We start from the raw sequence: 20,191 nt of genomic DNA, 5'->3' as shown, positions 1-20,191 counted from the left end.
CTTGGAGCAAGGGCGGCCGGCGGCCGCCCGGAATCAGTGCCGCGGGCGCTTATCGACCGGCAACCAGTTCGGCGATGGCCGCGTCGAAACGCGCCAGGCCTTCGTCGATGTCCTTATCCTCGATCACCAGCGACGGCGCCAGGCGCACCACGCTCAGGCCGGCCACCAGCAACATCAGGCCCTGCTTTTCAGCGGCTTTCAGGAACTCCTTGGCGCGGCCGGCGTAAGCGTCGGTCAGCACGCAGCCCAGCAGCAGGCCCATGCCGCGCACGGTCTTGAACACCTGGTATTTGGCGTTGATCGCGTTCAGGCCGTCGACGAAGCGCTGGTGCTTGGCGCGCACGCCGTCCAGCACCGCCGGCTCCTTGACCAGTTCCAGCACCTTGTGCGCCACCGCGCAGGCCAGCGGGTTGCCGCCGTAGGTGGAGCCATGGGTGCCGATGCCGAAGCTCTTGGCCACTTTCTCGGTGGTCAGCATCGCGCCGATCGGGAAGCCGCCGCCTATGCCCTTGGCGGAGCTGAGGATGTCCGGGGTCACGCCGTATTCCTGATAGGCGAACAGCGAACCGGTGCGGCCGACGCCGCTTTGCACTTCATCGAACACCAAGAGCGCATTGTGCTGGTCGCACAGCTGGCGCGCGGCTTCCAGGAAGGCCTTGTCGGCCGGCATCACGCCGCCCTCGCCCTGGATGGGTTCGATCACCACCGCACAGGTCTGGTCGGAGATGGCCGCTTTCAGCGATTCGATGTCGTTGTATTCGACGTGGGCGATGCCGCCCGGCACCGGGCCGAAGCCTTCGGTGTACTTGGGCTGGCCGCCGACGCTGACGGTGAACAGGGTGCGGCCGTGGAAGGAGTTCTTGCAGGCCAGGATCTGGTTCTTTTCCGGGCCGAAGTGATCGGAACCGTATTTGCGCGCCAGCTTGAAGGCGGCTTCATTGGCTTCCGCGCCGGAGTTGCAGAAGAACACGCGCTCGGCGAAGGTGGACTCGGTCAGCAGCTTGCCCAGCTTCAAGGCCGGCTCGTTGGTGAACACATTGGACACGTGCCACAGCTTGGAAGCCTGCTCGGTCAAGGCCGCCACCAGCTGCGGGTGGCAATGGCCCAGCGAGTTGACGGCGATGCCGCCGGCGAAATCGATGAATTCGCGGCCGCTCTGGTCCCATACGCGGGAACCCAGGCCCTTGACCGGGATGAAACCGGCCGGACCGTAATTGGGGACCATGACCTGGTCGAAATCGGCGCGCGTTACAGTATTGCTCATCTTGATGGTTCCCTTCCTGCTCTATCGTCGTTTCTTATCCGTATCATGAAATCCCAAGCGGCTGGCCGGACCGGTCGTGATGCCGGCTTTATCGATGATTTCATGAAGTTTCAATGATTCTAAGGTAAGCCCGTCGCAAATCCATATCCGGTTTGCGACACCGGCGTATACATTCTTTGATACAGCGCAATAAATTTTGTCCGACAACATCCATTACAGAGGGCAACTGTGCTCAATCCGGCTGTAAACGCCGCCCTCCGGCGCGCTGCGGGATCATCAAGATAGATCAACTCTATTGTCTTATCAACGCCGGGAAACCGCTCAGCCATGAAAAACGCCCGGACCGGCGGCCCGAGCGTCCTTACCTTGCCCGCATCGGCGCTCAGTCGCCGCCGCGCGCCTCCTGCCGGCTAAAGCGCGCGCCGTCGCCGCTGACGCCGCGCCAATAAGGCGCTTCCGCGCCCAGGCCCGGCCGGTACGGCGTCCAGTTGCGCCCGTCCGGCGAGAACTGCAGCGCCTGGCCGGGGAACTCCGTCAGCACCGCCGCCGCCCCGCTCGCCAGGCCCGGCGGCGCGATGCGCAGACCGATGCCGGCGCGCTCCAGCTTGGCCGCCTCGCGCCAGCCCAGCACCGCGGCGAACTGCTGCCAATCCCGGTTCAAGGCCGCGCGGTCCACCAGATGGCTGACGCCCAGCTGATAACGCTCGCCCTGGCGATAAGGCCGTTCCCAGCCCGCGCGGTGCCAGGCGCGCTCGGCCAATGCCAGCAGCCGCGGATAGGCCATGTATTCAAACTGGGCGTCGCTGCGCATCACCTCGCTCCAGGCCTGACCCTGGATGCCGGCGAAGCGCGCCGGCGCCGCCTCGCTGGGCACTTCGAAGGCCTTGCCCTGACGGTCTGTCATCACCTCGGCGTTCTGCGGCAGATTGTCCGGCGCGAAGCTGAACACCTTATAGCTGTCGGTAGCGCGCGAGGCCCAGTAATAGCCGCGTTCCTTGGGGTTCAACTCATAGGGGAAGTCGAAGTACAAATAATCCGGCATCGCCAGCACGGTCTGGAAACCCTTGTTGGCGAACTCGTGCGCCTCCTTGGCCGCGCCCCAGAACAAGGCGTCCCACTCGGTGACCATCACCTTGGCGGTGGCGAAATCCTTGGGCGATTTCGCGCCTTTCAAACCGTCCTGCCAGGCGCCCATCGTGGCGATGCCGTGCCGCGCCAGGATGCGGCTGACGTCCTCGGCGAACTGCAAGGGCAGATCGGCGACGGTTTTCCCCGGCCGCTCCGCCAGCAGCGCGCGGCAGGCCGGCGAGCGCGCCCAGGGCTTGTCCTGCTCCGCCAGCTTGATCTTGCCCTTGCCTGGGTCCTGGCCGGACAGGTCCTGGAAACCGCCGCCCAGCAAGATGTTCTTGGCCTCGTCGCCGCCAAAGTGCCAGACCGCCAGCGGCGCGCCGGCCTCGCGGTGCATGGCGGCCACTTCCGACACCACTTTGTCGACGAAGCGCGGCACGCCGGGCACGCAGGGATTGACATAGGTGTGACGGTCGTAGAATTGCACCGACAAGGTGTTGGAACGGTCTTGCGGATCGATCAGCCGGTAGGCGGAGGCGGCTTCCGGCTGCTCCAACTGACTGAGGTGGCGATAACGCCGCTCCATCGCCATCACCGCCGCGCGCGCGTGCGCCGGCATGTCGATTTCCGGAATCACCTCGATGAAGCGCGCCTTGGCGTAACGCAGCAATTCCACATACTGCTCGCGGCTCAAATAGCCGCCGCCGGAACGGTTGTCCGGACCGGACCCCAGTTGCGGCAGCAGGCAGCGGTCCTCGTTCAGATCGTGACAGCGGCGCGCGCCGACCTCGGTCAATTCCGGCAGGCCGTTGATCTGCAAGCGCCAGCCTTCATCGTCGGACAGATGCAGATGCAGCTTGTTGAGCTTGTAGGCGGCCATCTGTTCGATCAGGCGCTTGAGCGTGGCCGGCTGACGGAAATTGCGCGCCACGTCCACCATGAAGCCGCGGTGCGCGTAGCGCGGCGCGTCCTCCACCGTCAGCGTCGGGATCTCGCCGCCGCCTTGCGGCATCAGGCCCAGCAGGGTCTGCGCGCCGTAGAACAGGCCGGCGGCGTCATGCGCGTCTATGCGCGCGCCGCCGCGCCCCACCCGCAAGCGGTAACCGCCGGCGACGGCGATGTCGGCCGGCAGGCCCTTGACCACCGCGCCGCTGACCGGCAGGCCCTGCCCGGCCAGGCCCAGCTGGCGGCTGCGTTGCGCCAGCGCCGCGCGCGCGTCCGGAGCCAGCGCCGGCAGCCGCCAGCTCAGCCCCGCGGCCGCCGTCTTGCCGCCGTCCGGCTTGACGCGCAGCGCGGCGGGAATCACCCGCGCGGCCACATCGGCGGCGGCCAATTGCGGGCCGCGGCGCGCGAATTCGCGATAACGCTCGGCGGCGTCCATCAGGGGCCGCGCCTCGCCCGCCGGCGACTTCCATTCATCGCCCGGCAGCGGCAGCAGATAGCTGGCGTCGTCGTCGTCATTGCGCGCCAGCACCGCCGGCGCCTGGCCGTCGGTTACCAGATAAGGCCGCGGCAGCACGTCGCTGTTGTGCAACATCCAGTACTCGGCCACCAAGGGCAGTTCCAGCTTGGCGCCGGCGGCGATGCCGGCGAAGCCCGGCTTGGGCGTCAGCCGATACAGATCGCCGGTCAGATGACTCAGTTCGAAGTCCGGGCTGTCCACGCGCAGCAGCCGCCGGATGCTGTGCAGGTACAAGGTCCAGTCCTTGGCCGGGACCGCGGACCGGCCATGGTTTTGCAGGATCAGCCGCCCTTTCAGGCAACTGCCCCAGTCCGCGCCCAGTTCCACGCAGCGCGCGCCGGCGGCCGCGCCCTTATTGCTGTCCACCGCCACCGCCAGCGACAGGTCCCGCGCCATCGCCGCGACATCCGGCTGCGCCCAAGCCAGCGCGCTGGCCGACAACAGGCCCGCCGCCAATAGTTGTTTCGTCCTCATGCTCACCTCTGCGATTTGCGTGGCGCGCCGCGCGGCGAAACGCTATCGCCGCGACTCCCAATCGTCATCCGCATGCCACCGTGGGCACAGGCTAACTGGTATTAATGTGGTATTCAATGCTCAAGATCAAAATCGCGCATCGCCCTGGCCGGCTGCTAGCATGATGATGGCGGAATGCAAAGATGTGTGAAGCCGGGGAACGCCCGCGCCGCGCCGCCGGTCTAGCCGCGGTTGCCGCAAGCATCGCCGCAAGCCTCATACCCCATGAAACAGGAACGCCTCATGCGCAAGACCCTCACCTTCGGCCTGCTGTTGCTGGCCGCCCTGCCCGCTCTGGCCCAAGACGCCGCGGCCCCGCAGACCGTGTTCAGCCTGCCGCTGACCGCCTTCAAGGCAGCGGACCGCGACGCCTCGCAAAAGCTGTACCGGGCTCCGGACGCGCAGCTGAGCGCTTACAAATCCATCGTGGTGGAACCGCTGTACTTCATGCGCCACCAGGCTGACGGCGATTGGCAATTGCTGCAGAGCGGCGAGGAAAACCGGATCGCCGCCTATTTTCAGCGACGGATGACCGAGGAATTGCACAAGGTCGGCATCCCGGTCAGCCGCGAGGCGCTGCCGGACAGCGCCCGCCTGCGCGTGGCCGTCACCGGCATGGCTCAGGAACGGCCGGGCGTGGAGCCGCTGGACATCCTGCCGATCAAGGCGGTGTTCAATCTGGGCCGGCTGGCCGCCGGCAAGGAACCCTATCTGACCAAGGTGGCCAGCATGGGACAACTGGAAGACGCCAATAACGGCAAGCTGCTGGCCGGCAGCGTCAATCTGCGCAAAAGCGACAAGAGCCGCCAGCGCGGCGAGGCGGTCAAGCTGGAAAGCCTGGAAAGCCTGATCGACGACTGGTGCCGCGACAGCGCCCGGCTATTGGCGCGCGGGATGGCGATCAAGCCGGCCCAGCCCTGAACGCTGACCATGAAAAATGCCGGCCCCTTCCACGGGTACCGGCATTTTTATATCCAAGCTCTCTTTAGAAGCTAGAACATCACGATTTGCACACGCTCTTGGCAAAAGCATCAAAGCCCATATTCTTACGCTTGGCCAGACACATTGAACGGCAAGCCTTATCGAAGGCCGCCGGCTTGTAGCTATCGTCAAGCTCGGCGATACCGCGTGCGCTCCAGCCGGGAAAATTATCGCGCAGCTTCGCATTACAATCATTTCCGTTTTGACCGGCGTCCACACATGAATCGGCGTACTTATAAACCCACTGGCAGTTCTCCTTGCTGAGTTCCGCTTTGGACTTGATGCGCTTAACCGTCTTCGCCGGCTTTTCACCATCAAAAACCACGGTTTCCTGTCTACCGTTTTCCGGACTGAAAACCACTTTCAAACGTTCGCCTTCAACACGGGCGGTCGCCTCGGCACCCATGGAGAAATCCCCCAGCTTGAATTTTTTGCTGGCACCTCCCTTGCTTACCGTCAGCAGATAAAAGCTTTGCTCCTCACAGCCGCTGCCACCGCAATGGCTATTGAACAAGACCACATCCTTGTCCTTGAGCTGAAAGCTTCCTTGCAGATAAATATTATTACCATCCGCGTCATGCAGTAGTTTCTTGCCTAAGTGCAGTTGGCCAGCGCCATCTTCAGAAACCGTGCCATAGCGGGTTTTCAAACTTTCGGCGATACCGACATTGGCTAGCAATAGATTGAACACCAAGGCGCAAAACAATAATTTTCTCATCATCAACCCATTCCTAATATTCAAAAGCCTCTCATTTTGTCATTTTCATGCATAACATTCCAATCAAAAGACATGTAAGTTAGCACGACAAACATAAAGACCCTACATGACGGCAATAAGCAAGCGCTAAAAGCGGACGTAAAAAAACCCCCTGCCATGGCAGGGGGTGATGCTAGCCGGCGGCCGTTCCGTATCGGAGCGGCGCTCAGGCTGGCTTACTGGGTTTTCAGACCGAAGGAATCGGCAGTCGCCTGCGCGGTCTTGGCTTCTTCTTCCAGCAGGGCCTTGATGGACAGGCGGATGCGGCCGCGGTCGTCCATTTCGATGGCCTTGACCTTCACGACCTGGCCTTCTTTCAGATAGTCGGCCACGTTCTTGATGCGCTCGTTGGCGATCTGGGAAATGTGGACCAGACCATCTTTGCCCGGCAGGATGGACACGATGGCGCCGACGTTGTTGTCGAGGATCTTGACCACGGTGCCTTCGTACACCTTGCCCACTTCCACTTCAACGGTGATCTCTTCGATGCGCTTCTTGGCGGCTTCCGCGCCTTCGTTGCTGACCGAAGCGATGGTGATGGTGCCGTCTTCCTCGATATTGATCTCGCAGCCGGTGTCCTTGGTGATGGAGCGGATGGTTTCGCCGCCCTTGCCGATCACTTCGCGGATCTTGTCCGGGTTGATCTTCATCACGTACAGACGCGGAGCGTGAGCGGACAGCTCTTGCGGGCCGTCCACGGCTTCCTTCATCAGACCCAGGATGTGCATGCGGCCTTCTTTGGCCTGATCCAGCGCCACCTGCATGATTTCCTTGGTGATGCCCTGGATCTTGATGTCCATCTGCAGCGCGGTCACGCCTGCGGCGGTACCGGCCACTTTGAAGTCCATGTCGCCCAGGTGATCTTCATCGCCCAGGATGTCGGTCAGCACCGCGAAGCGGTTGCCTTCCAGGATCAGACCCATGGCGATGCCGGCCACGTGCGCCTTCAGCGGCACGCCGGCGGACAGCAGCGACAGGCAGCCGCCGCACACGGAAGCCATCGACGAGGAGCCGTTGGATTCGGTGATTTCCGACACCACGCGCATCGAGTAGCCGAATTCCGATTCCGGCGGCAGCACGGCAACCAGCGCGCGCTTGGCCAGGCGGCCGTGGCCGATTTCACGGCGCTTCGGCGGGCCCATGCGGCCGGCTTCGCCGGTGGAGTACGGCGGGAAGTTGTAATGCAGCATGAAGCGCTCGGTGTATTCGCCGGCCAGCGCGTCGATGATCTGCTCGTCCTGCTTGGTGCCCAGCGTGGTCACCACCATGGCTTGGGTTTCGCCGCGGGTGAACAGCGCGGAACCGTGGGTGCGCGGCAGCACGTTGTTGCGGATGCTGATCGGGCGCACGGTGCGGGTGTCGCGACCGTCGATGCGCGCATCGCCGGCCAGGATCTGGCCGCGAACGATTTCGGCTTCCAGGCCCTTGAAGATGCCCTTGATCTCATTGGCCTTCAGGGTGTCGGTGTTTTCGTCGATCAGACCGGCTTTGACCGCGCTCCAGGCTTCGTTGATGGCCACGGTGCGGGCTTGCTTCTGACGCAGGCGGAAGGCGTTGGCCAGTTGCTCGCCGGCGATGGCGCGCACTTGGGCGATCAGCGCCTCATCGGCCACCGGAGCGGCCCAGTCGAACATCACCGGGTTCACTTCGTCGGCCAGTTCGTTGATGGCCTTGATCGCGGCTTGCATCTGCTCGTGACCGAACACCACGGCGCCCAGCATCACGGCTTCCGGCAGTTCCTTGGCTTCGGATTCCACCATCAGCACCGCGCGCTCGGTGCCGGCGACCACCAGATCCATTTCGGACGCGGCCAGCTCGGTGCGAGTCGGGTTCAGGATGTATTCGCCATTGGCGTAGCCCACGCGGGCGGCGCCGATCGGGCCGGCGAACGGCAGGCCGGAAATGGCCAGAGCGGCGGAAGCGCCGATCATCGCCGGAACGTCGGAATCCACTTCAGGATTCAGCGACATCACGGTGGCGACGATCTGCACGTCGTGGAAGAAGCCTTCCGGGAACAGCGGGCGGATCGGACGGTCGATCAGGCGGCTGGTCAGCACTTCCTTCTCGGACTGCTTGCCTTCGCGCTTGAAGAAACCGCCCGGGATCTTGCCGGCGGCGTAGGTGCGCTCCAGGTAATCCACGGTCAGCGGGAAGAAGTCCTGGCCCGGCTTGACGTTCTTGCCGCCCACCACGGAGACCAGCACGACGGTGTCTTCAACGGAGACGATGACGGAACCAGACGCCTGACGGGCGACTTCGCCGGTTTCCAGGGTGACGGTGTGACGGCCGTACTGGAAAGACTTGGTGATTTTATTGAACACAGGGTTTCCCTATTTCTTTGTGTGTGACAAATAATCGCAAGCCGAAAAAACAACGGGAACCCCTAAAAATTCCGACCAACAGCGCCGATCCGAATTTTTAGAGGCTCCCCCCGTTGTTACAGCAATAATGCTCGCGATCTTGCATGCGGCATGAAAAAGTCGCAGCACGCTGCGACTTTTCCAAAACCCAACCTTACTTGCGCAGGCCCAGGCGAGCGATCAATGCGCGATAGCTATCGGCATCGGTGCGCTTCAGGTAATCCAGCAGACGACGGCGACGGCTTACCAGCTTCAACAGGCCACGACGGCTGTGGTGGTCCTTGGTGTTGGCTTTGAAGTGCGGGGTCAGGTCGTTGATGCGAGCGGTCAACAGAGCCACTTGCACTTCGGACGAACCGGTGTCGCCTTCGCTGCGCTGGAAGTCTTTAACGATGTCTGCTTTTTGAGCGGCGGTCATTGCCATTTGGGGTAACTCCAAATTATCAGTAGGGGTCTTTCAACCCGACAAGTGCAGCGAGCAGCCAAGGCCGAAACCCTCGCAACCCATCAACACTCCGGTAAAGCGGCCTTGCGGCCGTCGGCGTTCAAGACGTCGCCGCCTTGCTCGCCAGGAGCCGGATCGGATGCAGGCGACCATCGTCGCGCGCCTCGCCCAGCCCCAAGAATTCCCGGCTTCCCTCGCGGTAAATCCGGAAACGCTGCATTTTCGCACATTTTTCGGTAAAACGCACGGGCTGTCCGTGCATGAATTTACCGGCCTCCTCGGCCGCCAGTTCCGCCTCGGGCAGATGGCGCACCAGGATGTCCGCCGGCAACAGCAAGGCCTCGCGCTGCGGCATTTCCAGCGCTTCGATATCCGCCAGTTGCAAGGCCTCGTCCAGCGAAAAACCGCCGGTGGCGGTGCGGCGCAGGCCGGTCAGATGCGCGCCGCAGCCCAGGGCTTCGCCGATGTCGCAGGCCAGAGTGCGGATATAGGTGCCCTTGCTGCACAGCACGTCGATCACCGCGGTGTCGCCGTCCAGGCTGATCAACTCCAGCTTGCGGATATGCACCCGCCGCGCCTCGCGTTCGATCTCGATGCCGGCGCGCGCGTACTCGTACAAGGGCTTGCCCTGATGCTTGAGCGCCGAATACATCGGCGGCACCTGGGAAATTTCGCCGCGGAAGGCCGCCATCGCCGCCAGCAGGCCGTCGCGGTCGAAAGCCGCCGGACGTTCGGACACCACCTCGCCCTCCACGTCGCCGGTGGTGGTCACCACGCCGAACTTCACCGTGGCGCGGTAGCCCTTGTCCGCGTCCAGCAGATAGGAGGAAAACTTGGTGGCCTCGCCCAGGCAGACCGGCAGCAGGCCGGTGGCCAGCGGGTCCAGCACGCCGGTATGGCCGGCCTTGGCGGCGTTCAGCAGCCAGCGCGCCTTTTGCAGCGCGCCGTTGCTGGAGATGTCGTAAGGCTTGTCGATCAGCAGCACGCCGTCTATCAGGCGGCGATTGCTGCGCGGCTTGCTCATTCCTTGCCCTCGGCGCCGTCCTCGCCGGCCGCGGCTTCCTGGCCGCCGAACTTCTCGGCGTCCTCGCGCGCCACCTGATTGATCAGGCTGGTCATATGCATGCCGCGCTCCACCGATTCGTCGTAGACGAAGTGCAGCTGCGGCGTGGTGAAGATCTTGATGCTGCGGCCCAGCTCGGAGCGCAGATAGCCGGCCGAGCTTTCCAGCGCCTCCTGGGTGGCTTCGCGCGTCTTCTCGTCCATCACGGTGTAGAACACCTTGGCGTGCGAATAGTCGCGGGTCACTTGCACCAGGGTGATGGTGATCCAACCGGCGCGCGGATCTTTCAGGCCCTTGCGGGTCAGTTCCGCCAGTTCGCGCTGAATCTGCTCGGCGATGCGGTCGGAACGGGAGAAACCTTTTTTGGCTTTGGCCATAGCATTTCCAATAAATTGATTAATTAGCCACGGAAGCACACGGAACGGCACGGAAAACGCGCATCGGCGGCGCGCCCCCTTGTCCACCGAATCAGGCCCCCTCATTCAGCGCCATTCATTCCGTGTACTTCCGTGGCTAATTCAAACAAGAAAAAAGGCGAGCGCCCGCCGACCTCACGGTCAGACCGGCGCCCGCCCTTGGCGTCTCGCTTACAGAGAGCGCGCCACTTCCACGATTTCGAACGCTTCCAGCTGGTCGCCTTCTTGGATGTCGTTGAAGTTTTTCAGCATCAGGCCGCATTCGTAGCCCTGCTTCACTTCCTTCACGTCGTCCTTGAAGCGCTTCAGGGAGTCCAGTTCGCCGGTGTGCACCACCACGTGGTTGCGGATCAGACGGATCGAAGCGGTGCGCTTGATCATGCCGTCGGTCACCATGCAACCCGCGATATTGCCCACCTTGGACACCGGGATCACCTGACGGATTTCCACCGTGCCCAGGATCTGTTCTTTCTTCTCCGGAGCCAGCATGCCGGACAGCGCCGCTTTCACTTCGTCCACCGCATCATAGATGATGTTGTAGTAGCGGATGTCCACGCCTTCGCTCTCCGCCAGCTTGCGGGCGGCGGCATCGGCACGGGTGTTGAAGCCGATCACGATGGCCTTGGAGGCGATCGCCAGGTTGACGTCGGATTCCGAGATGCCGCCCACGCCGGAGTGCAGGATGCCCACGCGCACTTCGTCGGTGGACAGCTTTTGCAAGCTGCCGGCCAGCGCTTCGTAGGAACCTTGCATGTCGGCCTTGATGATGATGGACAGGGTTTGCACCTCGCCCTCCGCCATCTGCGCGAACATATTCTCCAGCTTGGCCGCCTGCTGCTTGGCCAGACGCACGTCGCGGAACTTGCCGGCGCGGAACAGGGCGATTTCACGCGCCTTCTTCTCGTCGGTCAGCACCATCGCGTCTTCGCCGGCTTGCGGCACGTCGGACAGACCCAGGATCTCCACCGGAATCGCCGGACCGGCGGATTCGATGGCCTTGCCGTTTTCGTCCATCATCGCGCGGACGCGGCCGAAGGCGGTGCCGGCCAGTACCACGTCGCCCTTCTTCAGGGTGCCGGATTGAACCAGCAAGGTGGCCACCGGGCCGCGGCCCTTGTCGAGGCGAGCCTCGACGATGATGCCCTTGGCCGGCGCTTCCACCGGAGCCTTCAGCTCCAGCACTTCGGCTTGCAGCAGGATGGCTTCCAGCAGCGCGTCGATGTTCTGGCCCATTTTGGCCGACACTTCGACGAACTGAGTGTCGCCGCCCCAGTCTTCCGGCACCACTTCATGCGATACCAGTTCCTGACGGATGCGCTCGACGTTGGCGCCCTGCTTGTCGATCTTGTTCACCGCCACCACCATCGGCACCTTGGCCGCTTTGGCGTGGTGGATGGCTTCGATGGTTTGCGGCATCACGCCGTCGTCGGCCGCCACCACCAGCACCACGATGTCGGTGGCCTTGGCGCCGCGGGCACGCATCGCGGTAAACGCTTCGTGACCCGGGGTGTCCAGGAAGGTGATCATGCCGCGCGGGGTTTCCACGTGGTAAGCGCCGATGTGCTGAGTAATGCCGCCGGCTTCGCCCGCGGCGACCTTGGCGCGGCGGATGTAGTCCAGCAGCGAGGTCTTGCCGTGGTCGACGTGACCCATCACGGTCACCACCGGGGAGCGCGGCAGTTCCACGACTTCCACCGCGGACTCGGCGCCGCCCAGTTCCAGGTAGGCTTCCGGATCGTCGGCCTGAGCCGCCTTCGGCACGTGACCCATTTCTTCCACCACGATCATCGCGGTTTCCTGGTCCAGCACCTGGTTGATGGTCACCATCATGCCCATCTTCATCAGCGCCTTGATCACCTCGACGGCCTTGACGGCCATCTTGTGCGCCAGATCGGCGACGGAAATGGTTTCCGGCACCAGCACTTCATGCACGATGGGTTCGGTCGGCGCCTGGAAGGCGTGCTGATTGTTCTGCTTGTGACGGTTCTTGCCGCCGCGGGATTTCCAGTCGTTGCCGGCATCGCCGCCCTTGGTCCTCAGACCGCGGCCGCCCTTCTTGCCTTCGTCCCAGCGATCGCCGCCCTTCTTGCCGCCGCCGCCTTTCTTGGCGTCGGGACGGCCGGCCACGGTGGCCGGAACCGCCGGGGCGCCGGGCGCGCCGGCAGCAGCCGGGCGCGGACCGCGGTTATCGCCAGCCGGACGCGGGCCGCGGTTGTCGCCAGCCGGGCGCGGACCACGGTTGTCGCCAGCCGGGCGCGGGCCGCGGTTGTCGCCAGCCGGACGCGGGCCACGGTTGTCGCCAGCCGGGCGCGGGCCGCGGTTGTCGCCGGCGCCGGCCGGACGACGGTCGTCGCGGCGCGGTTCTTCGCGGCGAGCCGGCGGCTCAGCGGCGCGCACCGGCTCGGGAGCCGGCGGCGGTTGCAAGGCGGCCTGGCGCGCGGCCTGGCGGCGCTCTTCGCGCTCGATCTTTTCGCGCATCAGCGCTTCCTGACGGGCGCGGAAAGCGGCCTGGCGCTTTTCCTCGGCTTCGCGAGCGGCGATTTCTTCCGGGCTCAGGATGGAGGCCACGGTCGGACGCTGCGCCGGAGCGGCCGGCTTGGGAGCGGCCGGTTTGGCGGCTTCCTGGCGCGGCGCTTCAGCCGGCTTGGGCTCGGGCTTGGCTTCCGCGGCTTGCGGAGCCGGTTCCGGCTTGGGCTCGGGCTTGATTTCCGGTTTCGGTTCGGGCTTGGCTTCCACCGCCGGAGCCGGCGCCGGTTCCGGCGCCTTCACCGGCTCGGCCGGGCTGGACTCGGCCGCGGCGGGCTGAGCCGCGGACGCCTCTTCCGGACGCACCACGAAGCGCTTCTTGCGGGTCTCCACCTTGACGGTGCTGCCGTCGGCGGTCTTGATCTCGCTGGTGGACTTGCGCGTCAGGGCGATGCGCGACTCTTCGTCGCGCGCGCCGTGGGAGCGCTTCAGATAGTCAAGAAGCTGGGACTTGTCTTGCGCGGATAGCGCGTCATCCGGCGAGCGTTTGCTCACGCCGGCCGCGCCCAGCTGTTCCAGCAGGCGTTCCGGTGTGAGGTTAAGCTCACTGGCAAATTGTTTTACGTTTGTCAAAACCATGCGTCTTCCCAAATTCTGTAAATTCTTTCCGGACAGGCCTTACTGGTCGAACCAGTGCTCGCGCGCCTTCATGATGACGGCGCGGGCGGTCTCGGCCTCCATGCCGGTCATGTCCACCAGATCGTCCACGGCCAAATCGGCCAGATCGTCGCGGGTGATCACGCCGCCTTCGGCCAGCTTGCGAACCAGCTCGGCGTCCAGGCCCTCGATATCGCGCAGGCCATCGGAAACGCTTTCCACCTTTTCTTCGGACGCAATAGCCTGTGTCAAAAGAGCGTCACGCGCGCGGATGCGCAGATCGTTGACCAGCTCCTCATCAAACCCTTCAATCTCCAGCATCTCCGCAATCGGCACATACGCCACTTCTTCCAAAGCGGCAAAGCCTTCTTGCACCAGTACGGCGGCGACGTCTTCGCTCACGCCCAGGGCGCTCACGAACAGATCACGCACGGCGGCGTCTTCCGCCTGATGCTTTTCTTCAGCCTCGGCAACGGTCATGATGTTGAGGTACCAGCCGGTCAACTCGGCGGCCAGCTTGACGTTCTGGCCGCTGCGGCCGATGGCCAGCGCCAGTTGCTCCTCCTCCACCACCACGTCCATGCTGTGGTTGTCTTCGTCCACCATGATGCGGCTGACTTCAGCCGGCGACAGCGCGTTGATCACGAACTGAGCCGGTTCCGGCGCCCACAGCACAATGTCGATGCGCTCGCCGCCCAGCTCCTGGCTGACCGACTGAACGCGGGAACCGCGCATGCCGATGCAGGTGCCCTGCGGATCGATGCGCGCGTCGTTGGCCTTGACGGCGATCTTGGCGCGCATGCCGGCGTCGCGCACGGCGGCCTTGATCTCCAGCAGGCCTTCGTCGATTTCCGGCACTTCCAGCTCGAACAGCTTGGTCAGGAAATCCGGAGAGGTGCGCGACAGCACCAGCTGCGGGCCGCGACCCAGACGATCGATGCGCAACAGGAAAGCCTTGACGCGGTCGCCCACGCGCAGGTTTTCCTTGGGGATCATCTGATCGCGCGGCAGCACCGCTTCCAGCTTGCCGCATTCCACGATGGCGTTGCCGCGCTCGATGCGTTTGATGGTGCCGGTCACCAGGTGCTCGCGGCGCTGCAGGAACTCGTTCAGCAGCTGCTCGCGCTCAGCGTCGCGAATGCGTTGCAGGATCACTTGCTTGGCGGTTTGCGCGCCGATGCGGCCAAACTCCACCGCCTCCATCGGCTCCTCGATGAACGCGCCCACTTCAATGCGCGGATCGCGCTCGCGCGCGTCGATTACGCCGATTTCCTTGCTTTCCGATTCCAGCAGCTCGTCTTCCACCACCAACCAGCGGCGGAAGGTCTGATATTGACCGCTGTGGCGGTCGATTTCGACGCGCACGTCCATCTCGTCATCGGTAAACTTTTTCTTGGTTGCCGAGGCAAGCGCCATCTCAAGGGCGGAGAACACCACATCCTTGCTGACATTCTTTTCGCTCGCCAGGGCATCCACCAGCAACAAAATCTCGCGACTCATTCATTCCTCTCCGATTTTTGTCCTTTTGCGTGGCTTATGGCCGTCCAGACATCAAAACTCAGGCTCCAGCCTGGCCTTGTCGATATTGGCAAACGGAATCGCCACGATGCGGCCATCCACATCCAGCTTCACAGAGTCTTCCTCGACCCCGGCAAGACGACCGGTAAATTTCTTCTGCTGCTCGATCGGCATGCGCGTCTTGATCTTGGCAAGCTTACCGGCGAAGCGGACGAAATCAGCCTCTTTCTTCAGCGGACGGTCCAAGCCCGGCGAAGACACTTCGAGTCGCTCGTAGTCGATGTTCTCGACCATGAAAAGGCGGGTGAAGTGATTGCTCACCTGGACGCAATCTTCCACGGTGATGCCACCCGGCTTGTCGATAAAAACGCGAAAACCGCCCCCTGGGGTCATTTCGAAATCGACCAACTCGTAGCCCAGACCCGGCAGGGTGTTTTCCAGCAGCAAACGAACATCCATTGCTTTTTCCACAAATAAAAAATGGGCGAAACGCCCATCCCTAACCGACGCGATTGTAACCTATTCCATTGAAAAAGAAAACCGGCGAACCGCCCGCCTCCAACGGGACCGGACGGCTGTTTGCGCCGGACTTCTTTGCGAGCGGTTCCAGTTACGGTACATTACCGGGCACTCAAACAGCAGTTTGACGTCATGAGCGGCCAAGCCGCCGCGACATAACAAATATATAGTCACCAAATAGGTACGACGCCCGCCGGCGCGCGATACGCTGGCGCGACTCTCGTTAACCAGCACGATGGAGAAACCGGGATTTATGGAAAAGGTGTGGCTCAAAAACTACCAGCCGGGCGTAGCTCACGAAATCGACATCAACCAGTTTCAATCCGTGGTCGAAGTCTTCGACCGCAGCGTCAAGAAATTCCATGACCGCCCCGCCCTGGCCTGCATGGGCAAAGAACTCAGCTACCGCGAGATGGACCAGCTCTCCGGCCAGTTCGCCTCCTATCTGCAGCATGAGCTGAAGCTCCAGAAGGGCGACCGCGTGGCGGTGATGATGCCCAATCTGCTGCAATATCCGGTCGCGGTGTTCGGCACCTTGCGCGCCGGCGGCACCGTGGTCAACGTCAATCCGCTGTACACCCCGCGCGAGCTGGAGCATCAGCTGAAGGACTCCGGCGCGGAAACCATCGTGATCCTGGAGAACTTCGCCAGCGTGCTGGAGCAGGTGCTGCCACGCACCCAGGTCAAGCACGTGATCGTGGCCTCCATCGGCGAGATGCTGGGCTTCGCCAAGGGCATGCTGGTCAACTTCGTGGTGCGCAAGGTCAAGAAGATGGTGCCGCCGTGGCGCCTGCCCGGCCATGTCCGCTTCGGCGACGCCCTGTCCCGCGGCGCGCGCGCGCCCTACCGGCCGGTGGAGCTGGGCCACGACGACATCGCCTTCCTGCAATACACCGGCGGCACCACCGGCGTCTCCAAGGGCGCGATGCTGGTTCACCGCAATATCGTCGCCAATATGCTGCAAGCCGGCGAGTGGGTGAAGCCGGTGATCCGCCCGGGACAGGAAATCATCGTCACCGCGCTGCCGCTCTATCACATCTTCTCCTTGACCGCGAATCTGATGGTGTTCACCGAAGTGGGGGCGCTCAACATCCTGATCACCAATCCGCGCGACATCCCCGGCTTCATCAAGGAAATGGGCAAGTACCCGATCACCTGCATGACCGGGGTCAACACCCTGTTCAACGCGCTGCTGAACAATCCGGAATTCGCCAAGCTCGACTTCTCCACCTGGCGCCTGGCGCTGGGCGGCGGCATGGCGGTGCAAAAAGCGGTGGCGGACAAGTGGAAGCAAGTGACCGGCGTCACTCTGGTGGAAGCCTACGGCCTGACCGAGGCCAGCCCGGCCGTGTGCATGAACCCGCTGGATCTCGCCGCCTACAACGGCACCATCGGCGTGCCGGTGCCCTCCACCGAGATGCAGCTGCGCGGCCCCGAGGGCGAGGAAGTGGCCCCCGGCGAGCAGGGCGAGCTGTGCATCCGCGGCCCTCAGGTGATGAAAGGCTATTGGAACCGCCCGGACGAAACCGCCAAGGTGCTGAGCCCGGACGGCTTCCTCGCCACCGGCGACATGGCCATGCTGACGCCGGACGGCTTCGTCAAACTGGTGGACCGCAAGAAGGACATGATCCTGGTGTCCGGCTTCAACGTTTACCCCAACGAGATCGAAGACGTGGTGGCCGGCCACGCCGGCGTGCTGGAAGTGGCCTGCATCGGCGTGCCGGACGACAAGTCCGGCGAGGTGGTCAAGGTCTTCGTGGTGCGCAAAGACCGCGCGCTGACGGAAAAAGACATCATCCAGCACTGCCGCGACAATCTGACCGGCTACAAGGTGCCCAAGCTGGTGGAATTCCGCGACGAGCTGCCCAAGACCAATGTCGGCAAGATTCTGCGCCGCGCGCTGCGCGACGAGAACAGCGGCGCCAAACCCGCCTGATCCATGCGGACGCCATGAAATCGCCGCCGCCCGCGCTGTCGGGCGGCGTTTTTTTTGGGCGCGGGCCGGCTACACTTTAAAGAACCGTTCCATTGATAAACCTTGCCGCTTCGGGTGCACGATTATGTTGATGCTGCCGTTTTTCAAATTGATGGCCGAACGCCGCGCCAGCGATCTGTTCTTCACCAGCTTCTCCCCGCCGATGATCAAGCAGAACGGCGAGCTGCTGCCGATGAACGAAAAACCGCTGACCGCGGATATGGTCAAACAGCTGGCCTACAGCCTGATGAGCGAAGAGGAAATCGGCGTCTTCGAACAGGAACGCGAAATGAATCTGGGCCACCCGGTGCCCGGCCTCGGCAGTTTCCGCATCAATATCTTCTGGCAACGCGGCTCGGTGGGCATGGTGGTGCGCTACATCCTGCCCAATATTCCGTCGCTGGAGCATTTGCAGCTGCCGCCGGTGCTCAGCGAACTGATCAAGCTCAAGCGCGGCCTGATCCTGGTGGTCGGCTCCACCGGTTCCGGCAAAAGCTCCACCGTGGCGGCCATGCTGCAAACCCGCAATCAGAGCATGAGCGGCCACATCCTCACCGTGGAAGACCCGATCGAATTCCTGTTCCGCCACGACAAGTCCATCGTCAACCAGCGCGAAGTGGGCTTCGACACCCTCTCCTACGCCCGCGCGCTGAAAAACGCGATGCGCGAGGCGCCGGACGTGCTGATGATAGGCGAGATCCGCGACCCGGAAACCCTAACCCAGGCGGTGACCTACGCCCAGTCCGGCCATCTGTGCATCTCCACGCTGCACGGCAACAACAGCTATCACATGCTGAGCCGGGTCATCAACTTCTTCCCGGCGGAAAGCCGCGCCGCCTTGCTGATGGACCTGTCCTCCGCGCTGAAGGCGGTGGTTTCGCAACGGCTGATCCCCACGGTGGACGGCGCCCGGGTGCCGGCGATCGAAATCCTGATCAACACCGCGCGCATTTCGGAGTTGATCCGAAACGGAGAGATAGACAAAATCAAGGAAGCCATCGAAAGCAGCATGAGCGATGGCTCGCAAACCTTCGAACAGGCGTTGTACCGGCTCTACAGCACGGGGCGCATCAGCCTGGACGAGGCCCTGAGAAACGCCGACTCGCCCACCAACTTGTACTGGTTGATCAATCAGAGCAAGGAAAAAGCGGCGAGCGGCGACGATAAGCAAGCCGGCGGCGAGCCGCCAAGCTTCGACAGCATCAAACTGGACCTGTAAACCCACCCATGATTACTCTTTACGGCATACCCAATTGCAGCACCGTCAAAAAAGCGCGCCAATGGCTGAGCGACAACGGCCTCGACTACCACTTCCATGATTTCAAGAAACAAGGCGCGGACGCCGCCAGCCTGGAGCGCTGGGCCGCCGCGGTCGGCCTCGCCAAGCTGATCAACCGCCAGGGCACCACCTGGCGTGCGCTGCCGGACGAGGCCAAGGCCGGCGCAGAGCAACTGCCGGCCGCGCTGGCCTTGATGCAGGCCAATCCCTCGGTGATCAAGCGCCCGGTGCTGGACGCCGGCGGCAAAATCAGCGTCGGCTTCGTCGAAGCCGACTGGGCGGAGCGCCTGCTGAAATGAGCGCAACCTTAGAATTGGCGCGGCAGCTGATCCGGCTGGATTCGGTCACCCCGCGCGACCAGGGCTGCCAGGAATTGATGATCGCCCGCTTGGAAGCCATAGGCTTTCGCGTGGAGCGCATGCGTTTCGGCGAGGTCGACAACTTCTGGGCCCGCCGCGGCGACGCAGCTCCGCTGGTCTGCTTCGCCGGCCACACCGACGTGGTGCCCACCGGTCCGCTGGAGCAATGGGACAGCCCGCCCTTCGAACCCACCATCCGCAACGGCCTGCTCTACGGCCGCGGCGCCGCCGACATGAAAGCCTCGCTGGCCGCCTTCGTCACCGCCTGCGAAGACTTCGTCGCCCGCCATCCCGGACACCCCGGCTCCATCGCCCTCCTGATCACCTCGGACGAGGAAGGCGTGGCGGTGGACGGCAGCGTCAAGGTGGTGGACGCGCTGGAGGCGCGCGGCGAAACCATAGATTATTGCATCGTCGGCGAGCCCACCTCGGACCAGGCGCTGGGCGACACCATCAAGAACGGCCGCCGCGGCTCGCTGTCCGGCCATTTGATCGTGCACGGCATCCAGGGCCACATCGCCTATCCGCACCTGGCCAAGAACCCGGTTCACCTGATGGCGCCGGCGCTGGCCGAACTGGCGGAGACGCGCTGGGACGAGGGCAACGCCTTTTTCCCGCCCACCAGCTGGCAGGTGTCCAACATCCATGCGGGCACCGGCGCCAGCAACATCATCCCCGGCCATTGCGACATCCGCTTCAACTTCCGCTTCTCGCCGGAGAGCAGCGCGGAATCGCTGAAGGAGCGCGTCTGCGCCATTCTGGACCGCCACGGCCTGGGCTATGAGTTGCACTGGCAATTGTCCGGCCAGCCTTTCCTGACGCAGCCGGGCAAGCTCACCGAGGCGCTTGGCCTCGCCATCGCCGACGCCACCGGCCGCCGGGCCGAGCTCTCCACCACCGGCGGCACCTCCGACGGCCGCTTCATCAAGCGCATCGCGCGCGAGCTGGTGGAGTTCGGCCCGGTCAACGCCACCATCCACAAGCTGAACGAGTGCGTGGAGGCGGCCGATGTCGAGCCCTTGTCCGCCATCTATCGCCACACGCTGGAACTGCTGCTGAACACTGACTAAGCCGAATTCCGGCTATGCT

Annotated in this window: 15 protein-coding genes; 5 read left to right on the top strand and 10 right to left on the bottom strand. The window is 63.5% G+C overall.

Translation table 11 applies throughout. The annotated features are described in order from the left end of the window. Positions 1 to 49: 49 nt before the first annotated feature. Entirely contained in the window at positions 50 to 1,264 is a 1,215-nt protein-coding gene (locus ACODRW_RS05300) for an aspartate aminotransferase family protein (RefSeq protein ID WP_488905299.1), read from the bottom strand. A gap of 382 nt (positions 1,265 to 1,646) precedes the next feature. Continuing rightward, entirely contained in the window at positions 1,647 to 4,268 is a 2,622-nt protein-coding gene (locus ACODRW_RS05295) for a family 20 glycosylhydrolase (RefSeq protein WP_488905298.1), read from the bottom strand. 282 nt (positions 4,269 to 4,550) lie between these two features. Here ACODRW_RS05295 and ACODRW_RS05290 point away from each other — a divergent pair, with 282 nt between their 5' ends. Further along, on the top strand, positions 4,551 to 5,228 hold the full coding sequence (locus ACODRW_RS05290) for a DUF3313 domain-containing protein (RefSeq protein WP_227107495.1): 678 nt from the start codon (positions 4,551 to 4,553) through the stop codon (positions 5,226 to 5,228). Between the two features lie 79 nt (positions 5,229 to 5,307). Here the strand turns inward: ACODRW_RS05290 and ACODRW_RS05285 are convergent, their stop codons facing one another. The 8 genes from ACODRW_RS05285 to rimP form a co-directional block, all read right to left on the bottom strand. After that, a complete protein-coding gene (locus ACODRW_RS05285) occupies positions 5,308 to 6,009 on the bottom strand; it encodes a hypothetical protein (protein ID WP_488905297.1) in 702 nt (233 codons plus the stop codon). A 212-nt stretch (positions 6,010 to 6,221) separates the two neighbouring features. Then, the gene (pnp, locus tag ACODRW_RS05280) at positions 6,222 to 8,366 is read right to left on the bottom strand and encodes a polyribonucleotide nucleotidyltransferase (RefSeq protein ID WP_107800117.1); all 2,145 of its coding nucleotides are present in this window, start codon (positions 8,364 to 8,366) and stop codon (positions 6,222 to 6,224) included. Between the two features lie 193 nt (positions 8,367 to 8,559). Continuing rightward, the gene (rpsO, locus tag ACODRW_RS05275) at positions 8,560 to 8,829 is read right to left on the bottom strand and encodes a 30S ribosomal protein S15 (RefSeq protein ID WP_019104449.1); all 270 of its coding nucleotides are present in this window, start codon (positions 8,827 to 8,829) and stop codon (positions 8,560 to 8,562) included. A gap of 121 nt (positions 8,830 to 8,950) precedes the next feature. Further along, on the bottom strand, positions 8,951 to 9,874 hold the full coding sequence (gene truB / locus ACODRW_RS05270) for a tRNA pseudouridine(55) synthase TruB (protein WP_488905296.1): 924 nt from the start codon (positions 9,872 to 9,874) through the stop codon (positions 8,951 to 8,953). Further along, positions 9,871 to 10,290, bottom strand: coding sequence for a 30S ribosome-binding factor RbfA (gene rbfA / locus ACODRW_RS05265; RefSeq protein ID WP_107800119.1), 420 nt, complete (start codon positions 10,288 to 10,290; stop codon positions 9,871 to 9,873). The genes truB and rbfA overlap by 4 nt, the downstream gene beginning before the upstream one ends. Positions 10,291 to 10,500: 210 nt before the next feature. Beyond that, positions 10,501 to 13,434 carry a translation initiation factor IF-2 gene (infB, locus tag ACODRW_RS05260; protein ID WP_488905295.1) on the bottom strand — a complete coding sequence of 978 codons (2,934 nt, stop codon included), beginning with the start codon at positions 13,432 to 13,434 and terminating at the stop codon, positions 10,501 to 10,503. Between the two features lie 39 nt (positions 13,435 to 13,473). Next, the gene (gene nusA / locus ACODRW_RS05255; RefSeq protein WP_107799036.1) at positions 13,474 to 14,952 is read right to left on the bottom strand and encodes a transcription termination factor NusA; all 1,479 of its coding nucleotides are present in this window, start codon (positions 14,950 to 14,952) and stop codon (positions 13,474 to 13,476) included. Between the two features lie 51 nt (positions 14,953 to 15,003). Beyond that, on the bottom strand, positions 15,004 to 15,429 hold the full coding sequence (rimP, locus tag ACODRW_RS05250; RefSeq protein WP_048409119.1) for a ribosome maturation factor RimP: 426 nt from the start codon (positions 15,427 to 15,429) through the stop codon (positions 15,004 to 15,006). Positions 15,430 to 15,742: 313 nt separating this feature from the next. Here rimP and ACODRW_RS05245 point away from each other — a divergent pair, with 313 nt between their 5' ends. The 4 genes from ACODRW_RS05245 (at position 15,743) to dapE (ending at position 20,172) form a co-directional block, all read left to right on the top strand. Continuing rightward, entirely contained in the window at positions 15,743 to 17,425 is a 1,683-nt protein-coding gene (locus ACODRW_RS05245; protein WP_486636817.1) for a long-chain-fatty-acid--CoA ligase, read from the top strand. A gap of 130 nt (positions 17,426 to 17,555) precedes the next feature. Continuing rightward, the gene (locus ACODRW_RS05240) at positions 17,556 to 18,683 is read left to right on the top strand and encodes a PilT/PilU family type 4a pilus ATPase (protein ID WP_233246666.1); all 1,128 of its coding nucleotides are present in this window, start codon (positions 17,556 to 17,558) and stop codon (positions 18,681 to 18,683) included. Between the two features lie 8 nt (positions 18,684 to 18,691). Next, a complete protein-coding gene (locus ACODRW_RS05235) occupies positions 18,692 to 19,042 on the top strand; it encodes an arsenate reductase (protein WP_488905294.1) in 351 nt (116 codons plus the stop codon). Then, entirely contained in the window at positions 19,039 to 20,172 is a 1,134-nt protein-coding gene (dapE, locus tag ACODRW_RS05230; protein ID WP_107799032.1) for a succinyl-diaminopimelate desuccinylase, read from the top strand. The genes ACODRW_RS05235 and dapE overlap by 4 nt, the downstream gene beginning before the upstream one ends. The last annotated feature ends 19 nt before the right edge of the window (positions 20,173 to 20,191 follow it).

The sequence above is a fragment of the Chromobacterium sp. FG89 genome (assembly GCF_057808735.1).
Note: the sequence above shows the minus strand (reverse complement) of the source record. Positions and strands in the feature narration are given on the sequence as shown.

What these genes read in the sequence shown, in the direction of transcription:
- ACODRW_RS05300 (WP_488905299.1), bottom strand. Translation starts at nt 1,264, where the DNA reads ATGAGCAATACTGTAACGCGCGCCGATTTCGACCAGGTCATGGTCCCC.
- ACODRW_RS05295 (WP_488905298.1), bottom strand. Translation starts at nt 4,268, where the DNA reads ATGAGGACGAAACAACTATTGGCGGCGGGCCTGTTGTCGGCCAGCGCG.
- ACODRW_RS05290 (WP_227107495.1), top strand. Translation starts at nt 4,551, where the DNA reads ATGCGCAAGACCCTCACCTTCGGCCTGCTGTTGCTGGCCGCCCTGCCC.
- ACODRW_RS05285 (WP_488905297.1), bottom strand. Translation starts at nt 6,009, where the DNA reads ATGATGAGAAAATTATTGTTTTGCGCCTTGGTGTTCAATCTATTGCTA.
- rpsO (WP_019104449.1), bottom strand. Translation starts at nt 8,829, where the DNA reads ATGGCAATGACCGCCGCTCAAAAAGCAGACATCGTTAAAGACTTCCAG.
- truB (WP_488905296.1), bottom strand. Translation starts at nt 9,874, where the DNA reads ATGAGCAAGCCGCGCAGCAATCGCCGCCTGATAGACGGCGTGCTGCTG.
- rbfA (WP_107800119.1), bottom strand. Translation starts at nt 10,290, where the DNA reads ATGGCCAAAGCCAAAAAAGGTTTCTCCCGTTCCGACCGCATCGCCGAG.
- infB (WP_488905295.1), bottom strand. Translation starts at nt 13,434, where the DNA reads ATGGTTTTGACAAACGTAAAACAATTTGCCAGTGAGCTTAACCTCACA.
- nusA (WP_107799036.1), bottom strand. Translation starts at nt 14,952, where the DNA reads ATGAGTCGCGAGATTTTGTTGCTGGTGGATGCCCTGGCGAGCGAAAAG.
- rimP (WP_048409119.1), bottom strand. Translation starts at nt 15,429, where the DNA reads ATGGATGTTCGTTTGCTGCTGGAAAACACCCTGCCGGGTCTGGGCTAC.
- ACODRW_RS05245 (WP_486636817.1), top strand. Translation starts at nt 15,743, where the DNA reads ATGGAAAAGGTGTGGCTCAAAAACTACCAGCCGGGCGTAGCTCACGAA.
- ACODRW_RS05240 (WP_233246666.1), top strand. Translation starts at nt 17,556, where the DNA reads ATGCTGCCGTTTTTCAAATTGATGGCCGAACGCCGCGCCAGCGATCTG.
- ACODRW_RS05235 (WP_488905294.1), top strand. Translation starts at nt 18,692, where the DNA reads ATGATTACTCTTTACGGCATACCCAATTGCAGCACCGTCAAAAAAGCG.
- dapE (WP_107799032.1), top strand. Translation starts at nt 19,039, where the DNA reads ATGAGCGCAACCTTAGAATTGGCGCGGCAGCTGATCCGGCTGGATTCG.